Source organism: Nostoc spongiaeforme FACHB-130, assembly GCF_014698475.1.
GTDB classification, from domain to species: Bacteria; Cyanobacteriota; Cyanobacteriia; order Cyanobacteriales; family Nostocaceae; genus Nostoc_B; species Nostoc_B spongiaeforme.
This window is the reverse complement of record NZ_JACJTB010000029.1, coordinates 29,863-51,527: the sequence shown is the minus strand read 5'-3', so window position 1 is coordinate 51,527 and position 21,665 is coordinate 29,863. Positions and strand designations below refer to the sequence as shown.

Sequence of the window (21,665 nt, the reverse complement as noted above, 5' to 3'; positions counted from 1 at the left end):
TATTGCTGATAGATTTTTCAAAAGTATTTATTCTATGAGTAACTTTTAAGAAGTGTCATTTGATTGACATATATAACAATATTATTTAATTTATAAAAATCTTGCTCAGAACCCCGACTTTTTTTATAAATCAGCGATATTCTGTGTCAATATTCAGCAATTACGCGGTTATTTTTTACGCTTGGAATCATTTAAAAAGAAACAGTCGCTACGATGTTTTTTGTCAGAAAAAATACTCAATATGCCAACCAAAAATATAGCTCAGACGAAAACTCGCCTCCTTTTGGCTTTGTGGGATTTGGGAGGAGTGCAGCAGGAAGTAAAAAAAGGCTTATTGACTAAGCGTATTGTTTCCAAAGGTAAAAAAGCAGCAGATTACCAAAGTGTATTCGAGGAATTACGCAAGCAAGGCGCGATCGCAATTTCCAAAACTGGCTATTCTCTTGCTTCTCCCAAGGGTTTAGAAGTTCTAGGTGAGGGTTTGAGAAGTTCCGAGTTTAGATTTGATGGAACTATTGTTGGGAGTTGGACTGCAAATGCACTAGTTAAATGGATTGGTGGAGTCAATAGCACATTTACTAGTACACCTGCACCAGAAAAACCTAACAAGGGTGCGATCGCTTCCTACGAAGAATTTAAGTTAGTCGTGCTGGAAGTCTACGAAAAGTTGAATTATGAATACAACTTCAATCATCTAGTCCCAATTTATCGGATTAGAAGACAAGTAGGCGATCGCTTAAGCCGTACAGAATTTAATGATTGGCTGCTAGAAATGCAAGCTGACGATATTTTGCAACTACAAGGCGGAACGGTAGAAGATAACGCACCAGACAAGATAGAAGATTCTATCACCACAGTCTTAGATGGATTGCGCTGTTACGCCAAACTGTTGAAAGCATAAATTTTTTGTACTCCTCACTCAATAAACATCATCTCAAAAAACTATGATTGCCACCACATCTACCATTGATGAACTGATTAGAAATAAAAATCCATTCGCCGGACATATTGTTGTCAGACCGCAACAGATATGGGGAAAAAGTTATCCCGATGTTACCTCAATTAATGCTCATGCTTCTGATGCAGTATTTAACGCAGTTGAACAAATTCGTAAAGGTCAGCGCGACACTGTAGGTATTACCATAGCGGCTGAAAAAGGCTTGGGTAAGAGCCATATTATTAGTCGCATTCGCCATCGCTTTCAAACAGAAAATACTGCTTTATTTATTTACATGGGTAAGTATGACAATCTGAATCAGATTAAATCTCAATTTTTGCAAACTGTTGCTTCTAGCCTGAGAGCTTTTGGTAGTCAAGAATTGATGCAGTGGCAAGAAATAGCAGCAGCTTTAATTAATGAAGCGAAGAAATGTAACTACACACCACAGCAATACGTCAGCAGTATTTACCCAAACTGGTTAAACAAATACTCAACTAAGACAATTGATGCTTTAACAGAAACAGTCTTAAAGATTAAGCCTGAGATTAATAATCCTTATATCATTAGAGCTATTTTGTGGACACTTTCGACAACACACGCTCACTATGCAACTTATTGGTTATCAGGTTTAGAGATAACAGAATTACAAGCTGATGCACTCGGCTTACCAAACTCTAAAAATGAAGATAAAGAGGCTGAAGCATTAAGTAATGTACGCCAGATATTAGATATAACTAGCCATTATAAAGTTCCGGTGATATGCTTCGATGAATTAGACACGCCAGATATTTCTGATACAGGATTTACAGCACCACAAATTATTGCCACCTTAGCAAAGGATTTATACAACAGTCTCAAACGAGGCGTTTTACTACTCTCAATGTACCCTGAAACATGGAATGACCAAATCAGGCTTTTGCCACAGGCTGAAGCAGTGATGGATAGATTAGTTAGTGAGCAAACAAATAAGCAACCAATTTCATTAAAATATCTTAATTCCGATGATATTGTCGCTCTTGTTAAATTATGGCTACAAGATTTTTATCAAGATAACAAACAAAATCCACCTCATCCTCTTTATCCATTTGATGAAAGTAAACTGAGAGAACTTGGCAAAGGAAAACCTACTTTAAGGTCAGTCCTAAAATGGTGTGCGGAAAATTTTATAATCAATACACCTATTATTTCTCATGATGAGCAAATCTCTAATAATTATCTAAAATCAGAATTAGAGACAATTATCACTCCACACCCAGTTAAACCATACTTTGATAATGAATTAAGCAATGTAGAAGCTTCTATTTATTCATTAATGGAAGAAGAAATAACTCTTAGCTCTGCTATTCGGCTGGCATTTGTTAGCCTGAAAGGTCAAACATTAGAAGGAATAACAATTGAAGAAATAGAGGAGATACCATATCAAGACTATATCGATTTCAAAATAGTAGGTAATCGAAAGAAAGTAAGAATTGGTGTGGATGTATTACAGCAAGCAGCAGGTAATACTGTACAAGCAGCCTTAAATAAACTAATTGATTATAGAAAATTTCACTTAACGAGAGGTTGCCTAGTACGTTCCAAGAAAATTAGCACTAGTGCAAAGTTAGCACAAAAATATTTACAACAACTTTTACAAAAGTTAGGAGGAGAATGGGTGCTTTTACAAACTCAAGATATCAAACCTCTTTTAGCTATCTATTTTGTTTGGAAGAACAGGAAGAGTTATGAATTGACAGAAGAACAAGTGTTTGATTTTATTGAGCAGGAAAAAATAGCAATCAATAATCCTTTAATTCGAGAAATACTCAGCGATCCTTCTGGTCAAGAACCAGATAATTTGACCGATGATGAATTGCCTATGAGAATACCTCAAAGCATTTCTATCGCTGATAATATCCAACTAACTCTATAATTAATAAAGCATGAATAAGCTGTTTTCACTGCCAACAGCTTTGTGTTTACCTGCCTCTGAAATTGAAGCTTTAACACAGGGGCAAACAATAGCAGCTATGCCCAAGATGTTTATTCGTCCTGGGCAGAGATTTGCTCTTTATCCAGCACAAAGTTTACCTACTGCATTACCATTTGAGAAATACTATCGGGTCAATATCTTACCTGTTAGTAATCTGGATGCTACTCATACATCTAATATTAAGGCTTGGGCTAAATGCGAACTTTGCCAGATATTAGACGAAACTAAGCCATTAGATATTTTGTCTCAATTAACCATCTTTTCTACGGAAGCTTTAAAGGAGATAATTAAACATAATCAGCATATTTTTCTAGCTTATTTACGTGTGTATAATTTAGCTAGTTCTCAAGAATTTGCAGTTAACTCAACTATTCAAGATAAACTAGGTAAATTTGTTAGTTCACAATCTTCTATAACTGTAACTGAAGAATTACCAGTATTAAGCGATCGCACTTTTACCCAACGCAAACAGCAACTAGAAAAGTTAGAACCACCTCTACACCCTGAATTACAAGAATTGCAAAGTGCATTAGCTTCGATAGCAAGTACTAACCCAGCCGCGAAAAATTTAGATGATGAGATTAAAGTATTTTTAGGTTGGAGTAGTATTCAGCAGATTTACAAACCTGAGACAGATTTAGCATGGATTAGTGATATTGCAGCGTTAGGTAATCGTAGCAAACAAGAAGACGAAGGTAAAAGTAACTATCAAGCTGGGACAGATTTTGAAAATGTGGTGCGCGATAGTCTTAATTTTCTAGGTTTTACTGTTGATCATACTCATAAAGGTGGTGCTGGTGGTTTAGATTTATTTTGTTCTGAACCATATCCACTTTTTGGGGAATGTAAAGCAGGAAAGAAAATTCCTAATGATACAGCAGTACAGCTATTAAACTTAGGAAGTCTACATCGCTTAGATGTTTTCAATCAAGCTGTTAAATTAATCATTGGCCCTGGCGAACCAACAAACCAACTTAAAGAAGCTGCTACAGTACATTGTATGGCTATTATTAACCCAGAAACACTTGAAAAACTAGTCAAACTCCAAAGCACTTATCGTAACTCAGTAGACTTATTTAAACTTAGACAATATCTAAAACCTGGTCAATCTGATGAAGAAGTTGAAAAATATATCGAACAAATTTATACTGCCATAAATTTGCGATCGCAGATTATCACAGCATTAAAAGAACTAGCTGAACAAGATAATGAAAGTTCAAAAGCTACACATCAGAAATTTACAGTAACAGAAATTCGCGCCCACTATAATGCCAAACATAATCCTAAACTAAATGATGATATAGTTCATGATTTATTGATAGAACTTTCTTCACCGTTAACAGGCTATTTAGGTAGAGAAAAAGGAACGGATTGGAGGAGCGATCGCTTTTATTTTCTCCGAGAGTTACAAATATACTCAAGATAACTAAATGCTATAGTAGCCATTAAATCACTGATATATGGTGCGTTACGGCTAATTCTCATTCTTTGAAAATTTCAAATACTTTCATAGCCGTAACACACCCTACTTAATATTTACTGAACCAGATGTATTCATTTCCTATTATAAAAAAGCAAGGGCGATCGCTCTTTCTTCCCAATCCCTAATATCAAAATAACTCTGCGCTCTCTGTGTCTTGGCGGTTCGTTAATCTAAAAAATAGGCAGTGATATTCGCTACCACCGCCTAAAATCAACACCAGTTTAATCTATCGTCACGACATTATTTATTACTCACGTCCATATTCATCAGCCGGATCGCCAAAGGGATCTGCATTAGTTGGGCTAATATTGCTGTACTCATCAGCTTTGTCGCTATAGGGTTCTTGATTAGCTGGACTTAAACCTTCATAAATTTGGTCTTCAGGCTCAATATAATCATCTTCGCTGTCTGGACGCATATTGCTTTCATCAGTCTCTTGCTCAAACTCATTATTATTTGAGCCTGTAAAAAACTCTTTCGCTCTTTGAAAAAAGCCGTCTACCATAATAATTACTCTCCTATATTTTTCACTAAATAGATTTATTAACTTGGCACTTATTAAAAACTGATAGTAAAAATTATCAAGGAATTCTTGCAGTATTTACTCCTGCCTTTGAGAGAAATGGCGCTCACTCTCTAGAAATATATTGCTATGGCAGGTGACAGAGTTTTAGTATACCTGTATATGAATTTACCTGAAAATAACTACTTATCTTTGCGTATCTAAGTTCTGGTAATGGGCTAAAAAATTACATTGCTTGCTCATAACAAGATTGACTCACCAAGATGATCTTTTGAAAACGAGTGTAAGGATATCAGGGTTTGACATGTCTATATTCTTCTGTAAAGTCCGAATTTTGGATTTTTTGGGTCATTAGCTATGAGGAAAGGAGCGATCGCCTGTCCCCAAAAAGTTGCAGCATCCGTAAATATGAAGTTGGCTTGTTCTAAAATTTACAAAAATTTTATACTTAGTTACTGTGTAATTTCATTTACATAAATTATTTTAGTTAATACTGTCGATAAACTCAACTTATACTTATTACACTGGTAATTATCCCTAACAATTATTAAAACTAAAACCAATAAAGTTATGTATTATCAACTCTGGAATTTATTCTTGAGCGAGGATAAGTATTTCTATTGGAAGGAGAAAGTCAAATTACAGCCAAAGTTTGACCATTTTATATGGCAAAAAATTATTGATTTTCTCTCACTAGTAGAGCAGAATTTTTTCCTCAGCACTCAACTAGAAAAAATCGATAGTATTGAAGCGTTTCTGCTATTGGCTAAAGAAAATGGTTATAAATTTACTCAAGAAGCAGTTGCGTGGTTTGTGATTACCAGAAAACAAATTTGGGATTTGTTGGATACTGCACAGAAAATCCCATCTTTAAAAGAACAATTACTAGCTGCTAAAAATCCGCAACAGTTTATTAAAATAGCAGCCGAGCATCGGTTTCATTTTTCTATTGAAGAATTAGCATGGCTATTAACTGAAGTGAAATGTTCGCCAGAATTAGTATCTCTCAATAATAGTGTGGGAGAAATTCTCACAGCTTCAAATTACGGCAGAATCGAAATAGGATACTGGATTTGGTTAGCAGAAGATTGGGGAATAGTGCCACCATTCTGTCATTTGCGTAAATCTGATAATTTTGTCGGTGAAAATATCCGCAATCCATTTTTCCTGGATCGCTGCTTTTTACCTAAGAGCTACTTTACTCAAAGGTTGATGAGTGTGGTGTGAGGAAAGGGACGAGGGGGTAGAGGTTAGGAATTTGTACTTTTTGATTCAGCACTTTTGAAGTAAGTAATGAGTAATAAGTACAGGACTTACGCAGAATAATGAAAAAACGAACCGCAAAGGGCGCAAAGGACACGAAGTTAAGAGGATTCGAGAGGGTTTTTGCGTAAGTCCTAAAGTAAATTTTTGACTCATTACTCATCACTCATTACTCATCACTCATTACTCATTATTTGCTATACAATTAAGCATCCTGAGCGTTGAAGGTATGACTTCAGATCAGGATGCTTGATTTTAGTTGAGCAGGAAATTTTAGAAAAAATTAGCTAATAGAAGCTTTTAAACTGTTTGGTTGAGCAAAATCACCTTGCAACACTACACCTCGCTGATTGGCGTGTAGGTGACGCAGAATTTTGTAAATTGCTTCTACTTCTTCTTTAGCACCCACTTTCTCGGCAATTTCTGACAAGGAAAGGGGTGTTTTTTCACTTTGCAAAACAGTAACTACTTTAGTTTGCAAATCCAGAATAGCGGCGGCGGCTTTTTTACCTGCTTCTACTCCTGGTTGGTGATAAGCGTTAATGTTTACTAAGTTGCCATAAAAACCAACGGCACGGTCATACAAGGCAATTAAAGCGCCGACTGTGCGGGCATTAACTTGAGGAATCGTTATAGTAATTGAATCGCGCTGATTTTCATAAAGGGCTTTGCGTGTTCCTTGGAGGAAACCAGCCAGATAATCGCCAGATGTCACGCCAGGATCAATTTCTGGGGATTGACCTTGACGGTCTTCCAAAACTTCAATCAAAGTAGCAAAGAAGTTTGGTACACCATCACGCAATTGTTGGACGTAAGCGTGTTGGTCTGTGGAACCTTTGTTACCGTAAACGGCAATACCTTGATGGACGATATTACCGTCTAAGTCTTTTTCTTTACCCAAAGATTCCATGACTAGCTGCTGTAAATAGCGGCTGAACAGTGCCAAGCTGTCTTTGTAAGGCAGCACAACCATGTCTTTTTCGCCTTTACCATTACCAGCGTAGTACCAAGACAATGCCAATAAAGCGGCTGGATTCTTTTTAATATCAGCAACGCGGGTAGCATCATCCATTTCTTTAGCACCGTCGAGGATGGCGCGTATATCAATGCCTTGCAGTGCGGCTGGGACTAAACCCACTGTTGACATTTCGGAGGTACGACCGCCTACCCAGTCATACATGGGGAATGTGGCTAACCAACCTTCAGACTGGGCAACTTTATCTAAGTTACTGCCAGGACTGGTAATGGCTACAGCATATTGAGCAAAATCGAGATTGTGGCCAGCGTAGGCTTTTTTCACTTCAATCATGCCGTTGCGGGGTTCTGGTGTACCGCCTGATTTGGAGATGACCAAAACTAAGGTGCTGGCGAGGTTGTTGCGTAATTGGTTAAGAACGCGGTCAATACCTGCGGGGTCGGTATTGTCAATAAAGTGAATTTTGAGGGGGGGGAAATCGGCGGCGAGGGCTTCGGCGACAAATTCGGGGCCGAGGGCAGAACCACCAATACCAATGGAGATGATATCAGTGAAGCGATTAGCTTTCGGCGGATGAATTGCGCCGGTTTGGATTTTTTCGGCGAAGGCTTCAATTTGTTCGAGTGTTTGGACAATTTCTTGGGTGAGTTCTGGCGTGGGTGCTAAATCAGGGTTTCGCAGCCAGTAATGTCCAACCATGCGGTTTTCGTCGGGATTGGCGATCGCACCCTTTTCCAATTCCGCCATATCCGCAAATGCTTTGTCAAATTTCGGACGCAATGACTCCACGAAGACATCATCAAAACGCATCCGGCTTACATCTACGTATAGTCCCAATCCCTCGTGGAAATATAACCAATCTTGGTATCTTTGCCAAAGTGCTATTGCATCCATAGGGAAATCTCAAGTAAGTTGTTTTTCCATGACAAGTTTAATGTAAGCTCAGGTGCATCCCTGCCTAGCCTTATACAGTTTTAAGTGTTGAGCTAATGCTCTGTCCTAAACATCTGGCATAGGTATGACTCGCAGAAACTTGACAATTTCTCCTCTAATCTCAATCCCAATTAAGTAATCATCCAAGGTAAAACGGTGAAAAATGCCTTCATGGTCTAGCTGTCGCAGTTCAGGAAGACCATGCAACTGCCACTTTTCTCCAAATTCAAAAAACACAAAATCATACACTCGCTGATAAGCAGCAGGTTCTAAACTCTTCAGATCCATTAAAAAAGACCTGGCATAGCGCATTTCCACACTCACTAGGCATCACCTCTGTTGGGGGTTAGGGGTTAGGGGCTAGAGGCTAGTACAACAAGGCAAAAGGCAAAAGGCAAAAGTAAAAAGGAAAAAGAAAGGATATTGATACCACAACTTTATTTTGCTCCTACACCCATCTCAACTGACAATTGTTGTGCGTAGTCCTGACCGATAAACTAGTCCCTAGCCTCTAGCCTCTAATCCCTTTTTTATCACTGCATCAGTAAAACATTAAAATTTGTATCGCTTCTTCCTGAGTCAAGATATCCCAAGGTTGCTGCGATCGCTTGACTTTTTGTATGGCTTTGAGCATATAAAAGTCACAATGTAAAGCGTGAACACTCTCCCAGACGCTTTGGAGTTCTTCGTCACTCAATTGCTCGATTAAATGGTGGATTCTTATACGCAGCAAGTTCATATATCAATAAACTATGTTCCAAAAGTCAAGGCTATTGTTCCCAAAAATTGGCAATGGTGAACGGGAAGAGGTAGTATCTTGAGACAGTAATCAGTAGACAGTGATCAGTAATCAGTGGAAAAGTGTTTACCTTTCCCTGTCTACTGTTCAGCGTTAACTGATAACTGTTAACTGAATAACTGTTAACTGTTATGGTTGATTATTTAATTTTTTTGGCGATTTCGACGGCAATTTTTGCCCTATTTGGTTTGGGGCTAAATTTACAGTGGGGCTTTACGGGGTTAATTAACTTTGGTCATATTGCTTTTATGACCTTGGGAGCTTACACAACAGTATTGTTAAGTTTAAAAGGTGTTCCTTTAGTCTTATCGGCTGTGATTGGCGCGATCGTAGCGGCGTTGTTGGGCTTGATGATTGGTTTTGCGACTCTGCGCCTGCGGGAAGATTATCTGGCGATTGTCACTATTGGTACAGGGGAATTGATTCGCTTGGTGGTGAATAACCAAGAGTTACCTGTGGGTGATACTTGGGTATCTGGGGCGTTTGGGGTGCAGAGTTATACTATCCCATTCTCGACAGAACCTAATTTAGTAGTTCGCTTGATCATGATTGGGTTGCTGACTTTATTGGCGGCTGTAACTTTTTTCACATTGTGGCGATGGATTCGCACCGCCCAAAGATTGCTGGTGGCGGATAATGCTAAAAAAACCAGCAGCAAGCAGGAATTAATATCGCGTTTAGGGGTGGGGATTGTTTTGGGTTTGTTAACAGCTGCAATTTATATTTCTGGTGTGATTGGTTTGTATAATTACAATCCCAAAGCAGGTTTGATGTTGTTGTCGCTGTTGGTGTTGGCGTTTGTTTTTTGGCGGTTAGAAATTTTAGTGCGATCGCCTTGGGGTCGAGTATTAAAAGCAATCCGTGAAGATGAAGAAGTACCGAAAGCTTTGGGTAAAAATGTTTTTTGGTACAAGATTCAATCTTTGATGTTAGGCGGTGCGATCGCAGGTGTGGCGGGTGCGTTCTTTGCTTGGCAGTTAAGCGCCATTTATCCTGATAACTTCCAACCACAGTTAACTTTCGACGCTTGGATTATGGTAATTTTAGGCGGTTCGGGTAATAACATCGGCACAATTTTAGGTGCAGTTATTTACTTTGCTTACGATGCCATTACTAGAGAAGTTCTACCCAGAATTATTCCCTTAGATGAAGCGCGGCTGGGTGCATTTCGGATTATGGTCGTTGGTTTAATTTTAATGGTGCTAATGATTTGGCGACCTCAAGGTATTTTAGGGAAAAAGGAGGAACTCACCCTTGGTAAATAACCAATCACCGCCACTTCCCTTATTAGCAGCCTCTGGACTTTGCAAAAGCTTTGGCGGTATCAAAGCAGTGAATGAGGCACAAATTGAAGTTCTCAAAGGTAGCATTACTGGGTTGATTGGCCCCAATGGTGCGGGTAAAACGACTTTATTCAATTTACTTTCTAACTTTATCCGCCCAGATAAAGGACGAGTGATTTTTGATGGTGAACAAATTCAGCAGTTGCAACCATACCAAATTGCCCAGCAAGGACTAGTGCGGACTTTCCAAGTAGCGCGGACTCTCTCGCGGCTGTCGGTGTTAGAAAATATGCTATTAGCGGCGCAAAAACAAACAGGCGAAAGTTTTTGGCAAGTGCAACTCCAACCCCACGTAGTCGCTAAAGAAGAAAAGGAATTGCAAGAGAGGGCAATGTTTTTGTTAGAGTCTGTGGGGTTGGCGCATAAAGCCCAAGACTATGCGGGGGGTTTGTCTGGTGGACAACGCAAGCTATTAGAAATGGGGAGGGCGTTGATGACGAATCCCAAGTTAATTTTGTTGGATGAACCAGCAGCCGGGGTGAATCCCAGGTTAATTGATGATATATGCGATCGCATTGTCGCTTGGAACCGCCAAGAAGGTTTGACGTTTTTGATTATTGAACACAACATGGACGTGATTATGTCCTTGTGCGATCGGGTTTGGGTATTGGCTGAAGGGCAGAATTTAGCTGATGGAACTCCCACACAAATTCAATCCAACCCCCAAGTTTTAGAAGCTTATTTGGGTAAATAATTTTTAGTTCAGTTAAGAGAATAGTAGGTTGGGTAGAGCGATAGCGGAACCCAACAAAGTAGACGTGAATGTTGGGTTCCGTTCCTCCACCCAACCTACACAAGTCTAAGTTTTTGCCTTAACTGAACTTTATTGTTTTATAGCTGCGAATTCCATTCGTCGGGGCTACAGGCAAAAGTATAGATATATACTTGTATTATATTTTTATTTTAACTCTAAATCATGATTCAAATAGCAGGATATGACATTTTAGACAAAATCCATGAAGGTACAGCTACAGTTGTTTATCGAGGGAGAAAAAAAAGACAACAGCAGCCAGTAATTATTAAACTTTTTAAATCTGAATATCCTACATTAGAAGAAATTACGCGCTTACGCCATGAATATAGAATCCTCAAAGATTTTGTAAGTGAGCGAGTTGTTAAAGCTTACAAATTAGAAAAATATCAAAATGCTTTTGCGCTGATTTTAGAAGATTTTGGTGGTCAAGCTTTAAGTCAAATTCTAATATCTAAACAATTAACAGTTACAGAGTGCTTACAAATAGCGATCGCTTTAGCAGAAACATTAATTGATTTAGAGAAAGCGGCAATTATTCATAAAGATATTAAGCCCAGTAATATTATTATTAATGTAGAAAGTGAACAGGTAAAATTAACTGACTTTGGTTTATCTTCCCGACTATTTTTAGAAAAGCCGACTATCGGCAACCCTAATTTATTAGAAGGTACTTTAGCCTACATCGCACCGGAACAAACAGGGAGGATGAATCGCTCGATTGACTATCGTAGCGATTTTTATTCTTTGGGTGTGACTTTATATGAAATGCTGACAGGTAAATTACCATTTACCAATCATGATCCACTAGAGTTAGTTCACTGTCACATTGCCAAAAAACCCATCCCACCCAAGCAATATCAGCACATTCCGCAAGCTGTGTCGGATATTGTGATGAAACTGTTAGCGAAAAACGCTGAGGATAGATATCAAAGTCCAGAGGGGTTGAAATTTGATTTAGAAACTTGTCTTAGACAGTTGCAAGCAGGTGGAGACATTAAAGATTTTACTCCTGGTCAGCGCGATCGCGGTAATCAACTGTTAATTCCACAAAAGCTTTATGGTAGAGAAACAGAAGTTAGCACATTGATGGATGCTTTCTGGCGAGTTAGTCAAGGCGCAACAGAAATGATGCTAGTTTCTGGTTATTCGGGTATTGGGAAAACATCGATTGTCAATGAAGTTCACAAACCTATTGTTGCAGCCAGAGGATATTTTATTGCAGGTAAATTTGACCAATTTAAACAAGATATTCCTTATGCAGCTTTCATTCAAGCTTTTCAAGAATTAATTCGTCAACTCTTAACAGAAAATGAACGGCAAATAGACATTTGGAAACAGAAGTTATTAGCTGCTTTTGGTGCTAATGGTAAAGTACTGATTGATGTGATTCCCGAAGTCGCATTAATTGTTGGTTCACAACCAGATGTCCCTAAACTGGGTACCATTGAATCTGAAAATCGATTTAACCGCATTTTTCAACAATTTGTCAATATTTTCTGTCAAGAGAAACATCCATTAGTCATTTTTTTAGATGATTTACAATGGGCAGATTCCGCATCATTAAAATTACTTAAGCTGTTGATGACAGATGACAGTAGCCGATATTTATTCTTAATCGGCGCGTACCGCGATAACGAAGTTAGCCCGACTCATAAATTTATTCAAACGCTACAAAAAATCCGGCAAAAACACACTGTGATACATACTATCACGGTAAAACCTCTGTTGCTGACTCATATCCAACAACTGATAGAAGATACATTAAATCAAGGGAGCATAACTAACAAAATTGAGTTATTAGCCGAATTAGTTTTTCATAAAACTCAAGGTAATCCATTTTTCTTAACTCAATTACTCAAAAGTTTATATAGCGAAAATCTCTTGGTATATCATGTAGGTACAGACAGTTGGCATTGGGATATTCAGGAAATTCAAACAGTTGGCATTACTGACTACAATATTGTCGAATTAATTGCCAGAAATATTCGGAAACTACCATTAGAAACACAGAAACTTTTGCAGTTAGCAGCTTGTATTGGTAATCAATTTAATTTAAAAGTTTTATCAGCCGTCTATGACAATTCAGAGATTATCACCGCTAATCATTTATGGAGTGCTTTGCAAGCAGGTTTGATTCTGCCCTTATCTTCCAATTATAAAATTCCGTTGGTCTTTGAAGAGAAAGAATCAAATCTCTTGAGATTTAGCAATACGAAAATTAATTATAAATTCTTACATGACCGAGTGCAACAAGCTGCTTATTCTCTAATTCCTGAAACTAAAAGAAAAACTACTCATTTAAGAATTGGGAAACTACTCCTTAAAAATACTTCACCAGAAACCCAAAAAGATAATATCTTTGCTCTAGTGAATCAATTAAATTTTGGCATTGATTTACTACAAACACAAATCGAAAAAGATGAATTAGCGCAACTAAATCTCCTGGCTGGACAAAAAGCTAAATCTGCTACAGCTTACGAAGCGGCTGTGAAATACTTAAATATCGGTCTACAACTACTAAATTCTGATAGTTGGATAAGTAAATATACCTTAACTTTAAGTTTATATCTAGAAACAGCAGAGGCAGAATACATCAATATTAATTTAGAACAAGCCTTATTTTTATGTAATCAAGCCATTAAAAAAATTAGTCATCTGCTTGATGCGGTCAAATTTCATCAACTAAAAATTAAAATTTATTTAGCTAAAAATCAAGTAGATATTGTTTTAGATATTGGTCAGCAACTTTTAGAAATGCTGGGTGTTGCTTTAGTAAAATCACCGCCAGCAATTGATATTGAGCAGTTATCGCGTCTGTCACTGATGACTGACCAATATAAATTAGCAGCAATGGAAATTTTAATGTTGCTTTGGCCTCCTGCTTGTTTTGCCGAAAGCAGCATCACAATTCCCATTCTGCACACAATGATTGAGCTTTCGAGACAATACGGCAATTCTCCACCATGTATATTTGCTTATGCAGCTTATGGTCAATTGATAGCTTGGTCAGTACCAGATATGAATTTAGGCTATCAGATGGGTAAGTTAGCTCTGCAACTATTAGATAAATTAAATGCTAAAAAATATAAATCTCAATCTCTGTTAACAGTTGCCATTAGTCTCACTCATCATAAAGAGCATATTCAAGCAACAGTAAATCCTATCTATGAAGCAATTGAAAGTGGTTTAGAAGTGGGAGATATTGAATATGCCTGCCATGCAGCTAACTTTTATTGCGCTCATATCTTTTTTGCTGCTCAACATTTAGATGCTGTTGCCCAAACTCAATCTGAATATATAGAGTTTGTCAGTAAATTTGAACAAAATCATCAATTAGGACTCATTAAAACCTGCGCTCAGGCAGTAGAAAATTTACGCAATCCATCTGTGGGTAAAACTCAATTAACTGGTGATATTTTATATGAGGAAGAATTTATTAATTATGTAAAATCTACTAAAAATACTTTACCATTATTTGATGTTTATGCTTATAAAGTATGGCTGTGTTATTTATTTGAAAAATATGACGAGTGTTTGCAGTTTGTAGAATTGACTTTGCAATATAGTCTATTCATGCAAACAGGTGTGTTATTTAGATATAATAACTGGTTTTATTCTTTAGCATTATTAGCTAAAGAGCAGAAAAAACATGAGCAAGAAACATACATCCATCAAGTAGAAAAAAATCAGGAGATCATGAAATATTGGGCGGAACACGCCCCGATGAATCATCGACATAAATATCAATTAGTAGAAGCAGAAAAAGCTAGAGTTTTGGGAAAAACATTGTCAGCAATGGAACTTTATGATTTAGCTATTGCTGGGGCTAAAGATAATGGATATCTTCAAGATGAAGCTCTGGCGTATGAATTAGCAGCCAAGTTTTATTTAGCGTTGGGAAGACAAGAAATTGCCCGGACTTATATGACCAAAGCTCACTATAGTTATATCTGCTGGGGTGCAATTGCTAAAGTTAAAGATTTAGAAGCAAAATATTCACAAATAATCCTTGTTTCCCAAAAAGATTTAACATTAGCTAAAAATCAAATTTCTACTTCTTCTACTACTAGTAGTAGTTCACAACTATTAGATGCTACAACAATTATTAAAGCTTCCCAAACGCTTGCTAGTGAAATTATTTTAGAAAATTTGCTAGAAAAGTTAATGAATATTGTAATTGAGAATGCTGGCGCTCAAACTGGGTTTTTGATTTTAAAGCAGCAAGAAAAGCTATTAATTCAAGCGAAGGGTATTGTAGATAATTCCAAGGTAGTAGTGTATGAATCTTTCCTGGCTGAAACTAGCCAACAGTTACCTCATTCTTTAATTAATTATGTAGTGAGAACTAGAGAAGATGTCATTTTAACTAATGCAGTTCATGAGGGAATATTTACTACAGATAATTATGTACTGCAAAACAAACCTAAATCTGTTTTATGCACACCGATTATTCATCAAGGTGAGCTTTTTGGCTTATTGTATTTGGAAAATAATTTGGCTGTTGGTGCTTTCACCACGGAAAGATTAGAAGTATTGAAAATTTTATCTTCTCAAGCGGCAATTTCTATTCAAAATGCTCAACTTTATCAAAATCTCAAGCAAGAAATTCAAGAGCGTCAACAAGCAGAAGAAGCATTGCGAGAGAGTGAGAAAAAGTTAACGCAGATATTGGAAGCTGTTCCAGTGGGGATATTTGTGGTTGATCCCCAAGGACAAGCTGACTATGCAAATCAAACTGCACGGAAAATTTTAGCTAAGGAAAATGTTGATCAATCTCCAACTACAGAATTAACTGAGATATATCAAGCTTATCTCCAAGGTACTGCCAAACATTATCCGATGGAGAAGCAGCCAATTATGAGAGCTTTGCATGGTGAAAGTATTGTGATTGATGATCTGAAATTGAAGCTTGAGAATAAGGTGATTCCTTTGGAGGTGTTAGCAACGCCAATTTTTGATAATAAAGGTGAAATTATTTATGCGATCGCAGCTTTTCAAGATATCACACAACGCCAGCAAGCAGAAGCCGAGCGAGCTAAATTCACCCAAGAACTGGCTCAAAAAAATACAGCTTTGCAAGAAGCCACAAAGCAATTAGCAGAGTCTAACCGCAACTTAGAAGCTAAAGTGCAAGAACGAACTAAGGAGTTAAGTCAAACTTTAGAAATTCTCAAAGCTACCCAAGCTGAATTAGTGATTGAAAATGCTTTATTAAGAAGTACAGAACAAACTCTCGCTTATGAATATCAAGTAGGGGGAAGTTTACCCATAGATGCGCCTACTTATGTTGTCCGCCAAGCCGATAGACATCTTTACAAAGCTTTGAAACAAGGAGAGTTTTGTTACATTTTCAATGCTCGACAGATGGGTAAGTCGAGCTTGCGAGTACAAATTATGAAAAGACTACAAGCAGAGAATTTTGCTTGTACAGCTATGGATATTTCCGAAATTGGAAATCAGCAGCTAACTTTGGAGCAGTGGTATGCAGGTTTTATCTATATGTTAGCCAGCAGTTTAAATATTTTAGCTCAGGTGAATATTCGTACTTGGTGGCGGGAACATGAATTGCTATCACCAGTGCAACATTTGAGTAAGTTTATCGATGAAATAGTATTAGAAAATCTGCAACAAAATATTGTGATTTTTATCGATGAAATTGATAGTTTGCTTAACTTGAATTTTGCAATTGATGACTTCTTTATCCTACTGCGAAGTTTTTATAATAAACGAGCTGATTTGCCAAAATATAAGCGCCTCACTTTTGTTTTATTGGGAGTAGCACATCCTTCGCAATTAATTCTCGATAAGAAGCGCACCCCCTTTAACATTGGCCAAGCTATTCAATTAAGTGGTTTTCAATTACATGAAGCGCAACCATTACTACAAGGATTAACAGAACGAGTGGGTAATGCTCAGAATGTCTTGAAAGAAGTGTTAATCTGGACAGGTGGACAACCTTTTCTCACGCAAAAACTTTGTAAACTCATTCGTAATTCCTCAACTAGTATTCCCCAAGGTAGTGAAGCTAGTTGGATAGAAAACTTAGTCCAAACACAAGTGATTGACAATTGGGAGGCTCAAGACGAACCTGAGCATTTAAAAACTATCCGCGATCGCCTGCTTAATATTGAATCACAAACTCTTGCCCGATTAACGTTATATCGAGAAATTTGGCATCAAGGAAAAATTGTTGCTGTTGATAACCTGGAAGAAAGAGAACTGCTTTTATCAGGTTTAGTAGTCAAGCAGCAAGGAAATCTCCGAATTCATAACCGGATTTATCAATTTGTCTTTAATGCTGATTGGATAGAGCAAATGTTGTATAAACATACACAAAAGTCTAACTAGGGTTTATTCAGTTTTGTTGATAACTTAATAATTACTCAATTCTTACCTATCTAACATCAGCTATTTTCAGAAGTACGTTTTCTACCAAAGCTGAACCAATAAAGCCATCGCATTGAACAACAATATCCTCATGGAATGTTTCTATTTGAAATCCACTGATTCGATCCCAAAAAATCTTTATCCAAGCATTTGGATCATCTCCCAGTTGGTAAATCACATAGCCTTCTGTACCTGACATAGCCAATACTTGAATTACTTGCTTTGCTGGCACATCTTTTGGTGGGCTAGACTCATGATTTGGGCAACACTGTTCCGCATAATAATATTCTTTAACCTTTAATATTAAATCACAACGGTTATTAATTGTGCAGTATAATTGTAATGATTTAGTAATTCTTTGATTTTTGTTATTATTGTGTGTTGCTGCTGTAGATTTATTATAGTAACCAACTTTGTTGATTTTCCAGTAACAGCCACTTTGATGACGACCTTTGCCAAAAGAAAACACTCTTTCTTTTTGTTCTTCAGCAGTAGTGAGGCTAGTTTCTCCTTTTAAATAACCATATTCACCGTCATCATTTTTCCATTGAGTTTGCAGTCTCAAATAGTCTCCATCTACTACTTCCCGCCGTTCAGCTAAATTAAGCTGCTCAATTTTCCATTTAGCACTAACTAATTGAGGATTATTTTGATTGGCAGAAGTTAAACCCTCACCTGGAAAGTAAGTTTCATCTCTTCCTGATTTAGCATCTAGATAAAGGTTTGATGCCTGACTTTGCAGGACAACTAAATCATCGTTTCTTACAGGTTGATTAAAATCTTCTTGCTTAGTTGCAAGAATCTTCCATCTGTATTTTTGTAAGTGATTACCACTAAGACATTGCAATTCAGATTCAGTCTTAGCATATTTAACTTTATCTGCATAACAGAGATAGCGAGGCTGACCTTTAGCTGCAATACTCATTTCAATTTCATCACCATATCGGATTACTGATTGTGATGGATTATGTCCATTGTTTATGATGTATTTATCTATTTGATTTTTGAGGTATATTTGTTTCTGTTCAATATTTTCATCTTCAGGAAAATATTTTTTTGTTAATAAATTATAGAGAGGAACTAATTCCAATTTGATGGGTGTGGGATTAGTTTTAACAGATTTAGCCCAGTCATGAAAGTTTTGAAATTGCGTCTCACTGCTATAATTTATTTGCTCATATTGATTCTCAATGTTATCACGAAAATCTTGATTTAAAATTGAGGCGGTTGCAATCGAATTACCAAATTTTAAAACATCAAAAGTAGATTGGGCTTCAGTTTTAACATTGATATGATTGCCTAACATTGAAATGAAGTTTTCTTTTGTAAAGGCTAACTTATGATATGCTTGTCCACCATAAAAAACTGCATAGGCATAGTGTGTACCAAACTCTTGCAGCAGCAAAGATGATTTATAATAGATATCTGCTACTAATTTTTGGAAATAACCATTTAATTTTCTAGCTTTAGTTTTATCTAACTGAAGTTTATAATTATTGATGCTTACTTTAGTGTAAATTACAACTTTTTCGTTATATTCTATTTCTTGAGTGATATTTTCATAGGTACTACTGCGGCTATAAGCAAATAATTCTCCTATGGAATCATTAATATTAAAATTGATATTTTGATGTAAGAAAGATTGAAGATCATAGGCAGAAAAGATTACTGCTGTAGTGGCATCTAATAAACCGCTACTTTCGGAAATATGCAGAAATTCAGAGGACTTGATTCCACTACCGTCTAGGAGAGGAATAGTAGCTTCTAAATCAAATACCATTCTCAAACCTGAATTATCAACTAAATGTAATGGATCAATTTCTAAAATATTGTAGCCTCTACTAATTACATCCCAATTCTTCAGAGGACTAATATTATTTGTCGTTAATTCTTGGAGTTGCATATTTAAGTTTTTAGTCCTCAATGATAGATTGATGATTTATTGCTACGCTAGAAATTAGCCTTGATATTGGTCACAATTATTTTATGGGTATTAAAAAAATCAATAAGATTTTTATTTATCTTGATTTTGTGGCGGACGTAATTTTAAATACCATTTCTATGAAAATTGGAGCCAGAATAAAGCAAAGAAATCAGCTATATACATTGAATTATCTGAGTTAGTCATCTTTGCTTAATCTCTTAAATCAACTACTTTTAAGAGGATATTTTCTACTGAACCAGAGCCGATAAAACCATCGGTCTGAACTATGATGTTTTCATGAGATGTTTCTACTTTAAATTTGTTGTTTGAGCCAGTCAGCCAAGGTACATCCCAATAAATCTTTATCCAGGTATTTAGTTCATTTCCCAGTTGATAAATTACATATCCTTCTGTGCCTGATGAAGAAGCTATGCGACCAGATGAAGCAAATGCTTTAATAACTTGTTTTGCTGGTACGTCCTTTGGTTGACTAACTTCTTCTGGATACCATTTTCCTGAACGATGGTAAGTTTCTTTAACCTTTAATGGTACATCACAACGATTATTAATTATACAGTGAAACTGTAGTGAACTAGCCATGATATACATCTTTTATGTTGTTGTATTTTTCCCATTAAAAGCACAAAAAATGTAAGAAGGCAGCATTCTGAATACTGAAGTTTGGCTCCTGAATTATTCCCAAAAGTTAATATCGAGATAAATCCAATACATGATTAGTAATTATTTATGCAAAAATTACTGAATCAGGATATGTATGAATTAGAGAAATTGCATAATTTAGTTTTTAAAATTCATGCTTGTTTTAATAAATAAAGATTAGTCTAACAGCGTCATTTTATAAAGGCAATCGCAGTTTAGGCTATTAAGCAAGAAGTTAATCACTATTAATGGCTAATTTGCCAAAGTCAGCGCCAGACTGAGATTCAGGTTTTGGACAACTAAATTTCGACAAGAGCCAACTCTGTTAAGTTCGGATAGACTCTTATCTTCGGAAAAACCCATAGCTTATCTTCGGAAATCCTTGGTGAGTTCAGGAATTTCTGACATTGAATTATAACTTTAGATTGACAAAAAAACGACAGGTGCATAAAAATTAACGCAAAAAATAAGCGATCGCACCCTAGCTCAATTCTCAGAATTATGCCTAGGGATATGTCAGTCAAGCAAAATAGCGGCTTCAGCACTACAATCAAATAATTTTGTCTTTCTGCACAGATATACTGAATTATAACTGATTTGCCGGACATGATATAAGTAGAAAATATGCTTGCTAATGCTATCTTGTTTGATTTAGACGGAACACTGACAGACCCGAAATTAGGAATTACTAGTTGTATTCAGTTTGCCTTATCTGAACTTGGTTATCAACCACCGGAAGCTGATGAATTGAATTGGTGTATTGGCCCGCCAATTAAAGATAGTTTTTCTCAACTATTACAGACATCAGATGAGATAATTCTTACACAAGCAATTGCTCTGTATCGTAGTCGATTTTCTACGATTGGGTTATTTGAAAATACTCTGTATCCGCAGATTATAGAAACTCTGAAAGTAATTCGTTTGGCTGGTTACAAAACTTTTGTAGCGACTTCTAAACCTGATATTTATGCAAGGCAAATTATTGAATATTTTGGTTTATCGCCGCTGTTTGATAATGTTTATGGTAGTGGACTTGATGGAACGCGGAGTATTAAAGCTGATTTAATTCACTATATTTTAGTTCAGGAAAATCTGTTGCCTGAGAGTACAATTATGGTGGGCGATCGCAAACACGATATCATCGGAGCCAAGTCTCATAATTTAACCACCATTGGCGTTACTTATGGCTATGGAACTGAGCAGGAATTAACAATTCATGGTGCAGATTTTATTGTTCATTCACCAGATGAAATTGCTAAATTGTTGAGATTAGAAAACTAGTTTTATCAAACTCTTAAGATGTTGACAAAGCAATGAACAAACAAATCAGTAATAAACCAAGTAACAATAGCCAAGTTTGATTGCGTTTTATCCAACTTTGAAAAGTTGTGCCAAAACTGTTGTCTTGACGCTGTTGTTCTTGCTGTAACTGGTACTCGGCCAAATTTTGATAAAGGGTACAGTCTTTGGCGTAGGGACGTTGGGGAAAGTTGCAAGTGTCGTCAGCGTGGTAGGTGCAACTATCACACAAATATTCGTCTCCGGTAGCGCGATGTAAGGGAATACCGGGATGACCAAAAGCTTTGAGTGTTGTTCGGCAATAAGGACAGGTAATAGCCTGACTCTCAACGAGTTGATGGCAACGGGGACAAGATACAGTAGCCACAACTTAACCACAAATAAGTAAACACCCTGATTTTAGCGAAAG

The 21,665-nt window shown here is 36.8% G+C and carries 15 protein-coding genes; 8 read left to right on the top strand and 7 right to left on the bottom strand.

Going from position 1 to position 21,665, the window contains the following annotated elements; all coding sequences use genetic code 11:
* The first annotated feature begins 241 nt into the window (after positions 1 to 241).
* The 3 genes from H6G74_RS19830 to H6G74_RS19820 are packed head-to-tail and all read left to right on the top strand — an operon-like array spanning position 242 to position 4,338.
* Positions 242 to 901, top strand: coding sequence for a hypothetical protein (locus tag H6G74_RS19830; protein WP_190969301.1), 660 nt, complete (start codon positions 242 to 244; stop codon positions 899 to 901).
* A gap of 43 nt (positions 902 to 944) precedes the next feature.
* Positions 945 to 2,852, top strand: a complete 1,908-nt coding sequence (locus H6G74_RS19825; RefSeq protein WP_190969300.1) for a hypothetical protein — start codon at positions 945 to 947, stop codon at positions 2,850 to 2,852.
* A 10-nt stretch (positions 2,853 to 2,862) separates the two neighbouring features.
* The gene (locus tag H6G74_RS19820; protein ID WP_190969299.1) at positions 2,863 to 4,338 is read left to right on the top strand and encodes a DUF1802 family protein; all 1,476 of its coding nucleotides are present in this window, start codon (positions 2,863 to 2,865) and stop codon (positions 4,336 to 4,338) included.
* Positions 4,339 to 4,642: 304 nt separating this feature from the next.
* Here the strand turns inward: H6G74_RS19820 and H6G74_RS19815 are convergent, their stop codons facing one another.
* Entirely contained in the window at positions 4,643 to 4,900 is a 258-nt protein-coding gene (locus H6G74_RS19815) for a translation initiation factor (protein WP_190969298.1), read from the bottom strand.
* A gap of 588 nt (positions 4,901 to 5,488) precedes the next feature.
* Between H6G74_RS19815 and H6G74_RS19810 the strand changes: the two genes are divergently transcribed.
* Entirely contained in the window at positions 5,489 to 6,145 is a 657-nt protein-coding gene (locus H6G74_RS19810) for a Nif11-like leader peptide family natural product precursor (RefSeq protein WP_190969297.1), read from the top strand.
* A gap of 319 nt (positions 6,146 to 6,464) precedes the next feature.
* On the opposite strand, the gene H6G74_RS19805 is transcribed toward H6G74_RS19810, so the two are convergent.
* From H6G74_RS19805 to H6G74_RS19795, 3 genes are all read right to left on the bottom strand, one after another.
* The gene (locus H6G74_RS19805; protein ID WP_190969296.1) at positions 6,465 to 8,051 is read right to left on the bottom strand and encodes a glucose-6-phosphate isomerase; all 1,587 of its coding nucleotides are present in this window, start codon (positions 8,049 to 8,051) and stop codon (positions 6,465 to 6,467) included.
* 105 nt (positions 8,052 to 8,156) lie between these two features.
* Complete coding sequence (locus H6G74_RS19800; RefSeq protein ID WP_062296559.1) at positions 8,157 to 8,414, bottom strand: hypothetical protein; 258 nt, start codon at positions 8,412 to 8,414, stop codon at positions 8,157 to 8,159.
* 217 nt (positions 8,415 to 8,631) lie between these two features.
* Positions 8,632 to 8,829 (bottom strand): hypothetical protein, encoded by a 198-nt coding sequence (locus H6G74_RS19795; RefSeq protein WP_190593222.1) that lies wholly within the window; start codon positions 8,827 to 8,829, stop codon positions 8,632 to 8,634.
* Positions 8,830 to 9,020: 191 nt separating this feature from the next.
* Here H6G74_RS19795 and H6G74_RS19790 point away from each other — a divergent pair, with 191 nt between their 5' ends.
* From H6G74_RS19790 to H6G74_RS19780, 3 genes are all read left to right on the top strand, one after another.
* Positions 9,021 to 10,154, top strand: coding sequence for a branched-chain amino acid ABC transporter permease (locus H6G74_RS19790; protein ID WP_190969295.1), 1,134 nt, complete (start codon positions 9,021 to 9,023; stop codon positions 10,152 to 10,154).
* Positions 10,144 to 10,926, top strand: coding sequence for an ABC transporter ATP-binding protein (locus H6G74_RS19785; RefSeq protein ID WP_190969294.1), 783 nt, complete (start codon positions 10,144 to 10,146; stop codon positions 10,924 to 10,926). The genes H6G74_RS19790 and H6G74_RS19785 overlap by 11 nt, the downstream gene beginning before the upstream one ends.
* A 222-nt stretch (positions 10,927 to 11,148) precedes the next feature.
* On the top strand, positions 11,149 to 17,334 hold the full coding sequence (locus tag H6G74_RS19780; protein WP_190969293.1) for an AAA family ATPase: 6,186 nt from the start codon (positions 11,149 to 11,151) through the stop codon (positions 17,332 to 17,334).
* Positions 17,335 to 17,380: 46 nt separating this feature from the next.
* On the opposite strand, the gene H6G74_RS19775 is transcribed toward H6G74_RS19780, so the two are convergent.
* Both H6G74_RS19775 and H6G74_RS19770 read right to left on the bottom strand, forming a co-directional pair.
* On the bottom strand, positions 17,381 to 19,276 hold the full coding sequence (locus tag H6G74_RS19775; RefSeq protein WP_190969292.1) for an MAC/perforin domain-containing protein: 1,896 nt from the start codon (positions 19,274 to 19,276) through the stop codon (positions 17,381 to 17,383).
* 231 nt (positions 19,277 to 19,507) lie between these two features.
* Positions 19,508 to 19,897, bottom strand: a complete 390-nt coding sequence (locus H6G74_RS19770; protein WP_190969291.1) for an aegerolysin family protein — start codon at positions 19,895 to 19,897, stop codon at positions 19,508 to 19,510.
* A 684-nt stretch (positions 19,898 to 20,581) separates the two neighbouring features.
* Between H6G74_RS19770 and H6G74_RS19765 the strand changes: the two genes are divergently transcribed.
* Positions 20,582 to 21,238 carry an HAD family hydrolase gene (locus tag H6G74_RS19765; protein WP_190969290.1) on the top strand — a complete coding sequence of 219 codons (657 nt, stop codon included), beginning with the start codon at positions 20,582 to 20,584 and terminating at the stop codon, positions 21,236 to 21,238.
* A gap of 13 nt (positions 21,239 to 21,251) precedes the next feature.
* On the opposite strand, the gene H6G74_RS19760 is transcribed toward H6G74_RS19765, so the two are convergent.
* Entirely contained in the window at positions 21,252 to 21,623 is a 372-nt protein-coding gene (locus H6G74_RS19760; protein ID WP_190969289.1) for a zinc ribbon domain-containing protein, read from the bottom strand.
* Between the last annotated feature and the right edge of the window lie 42 nt (positions 21,624 to 21,665).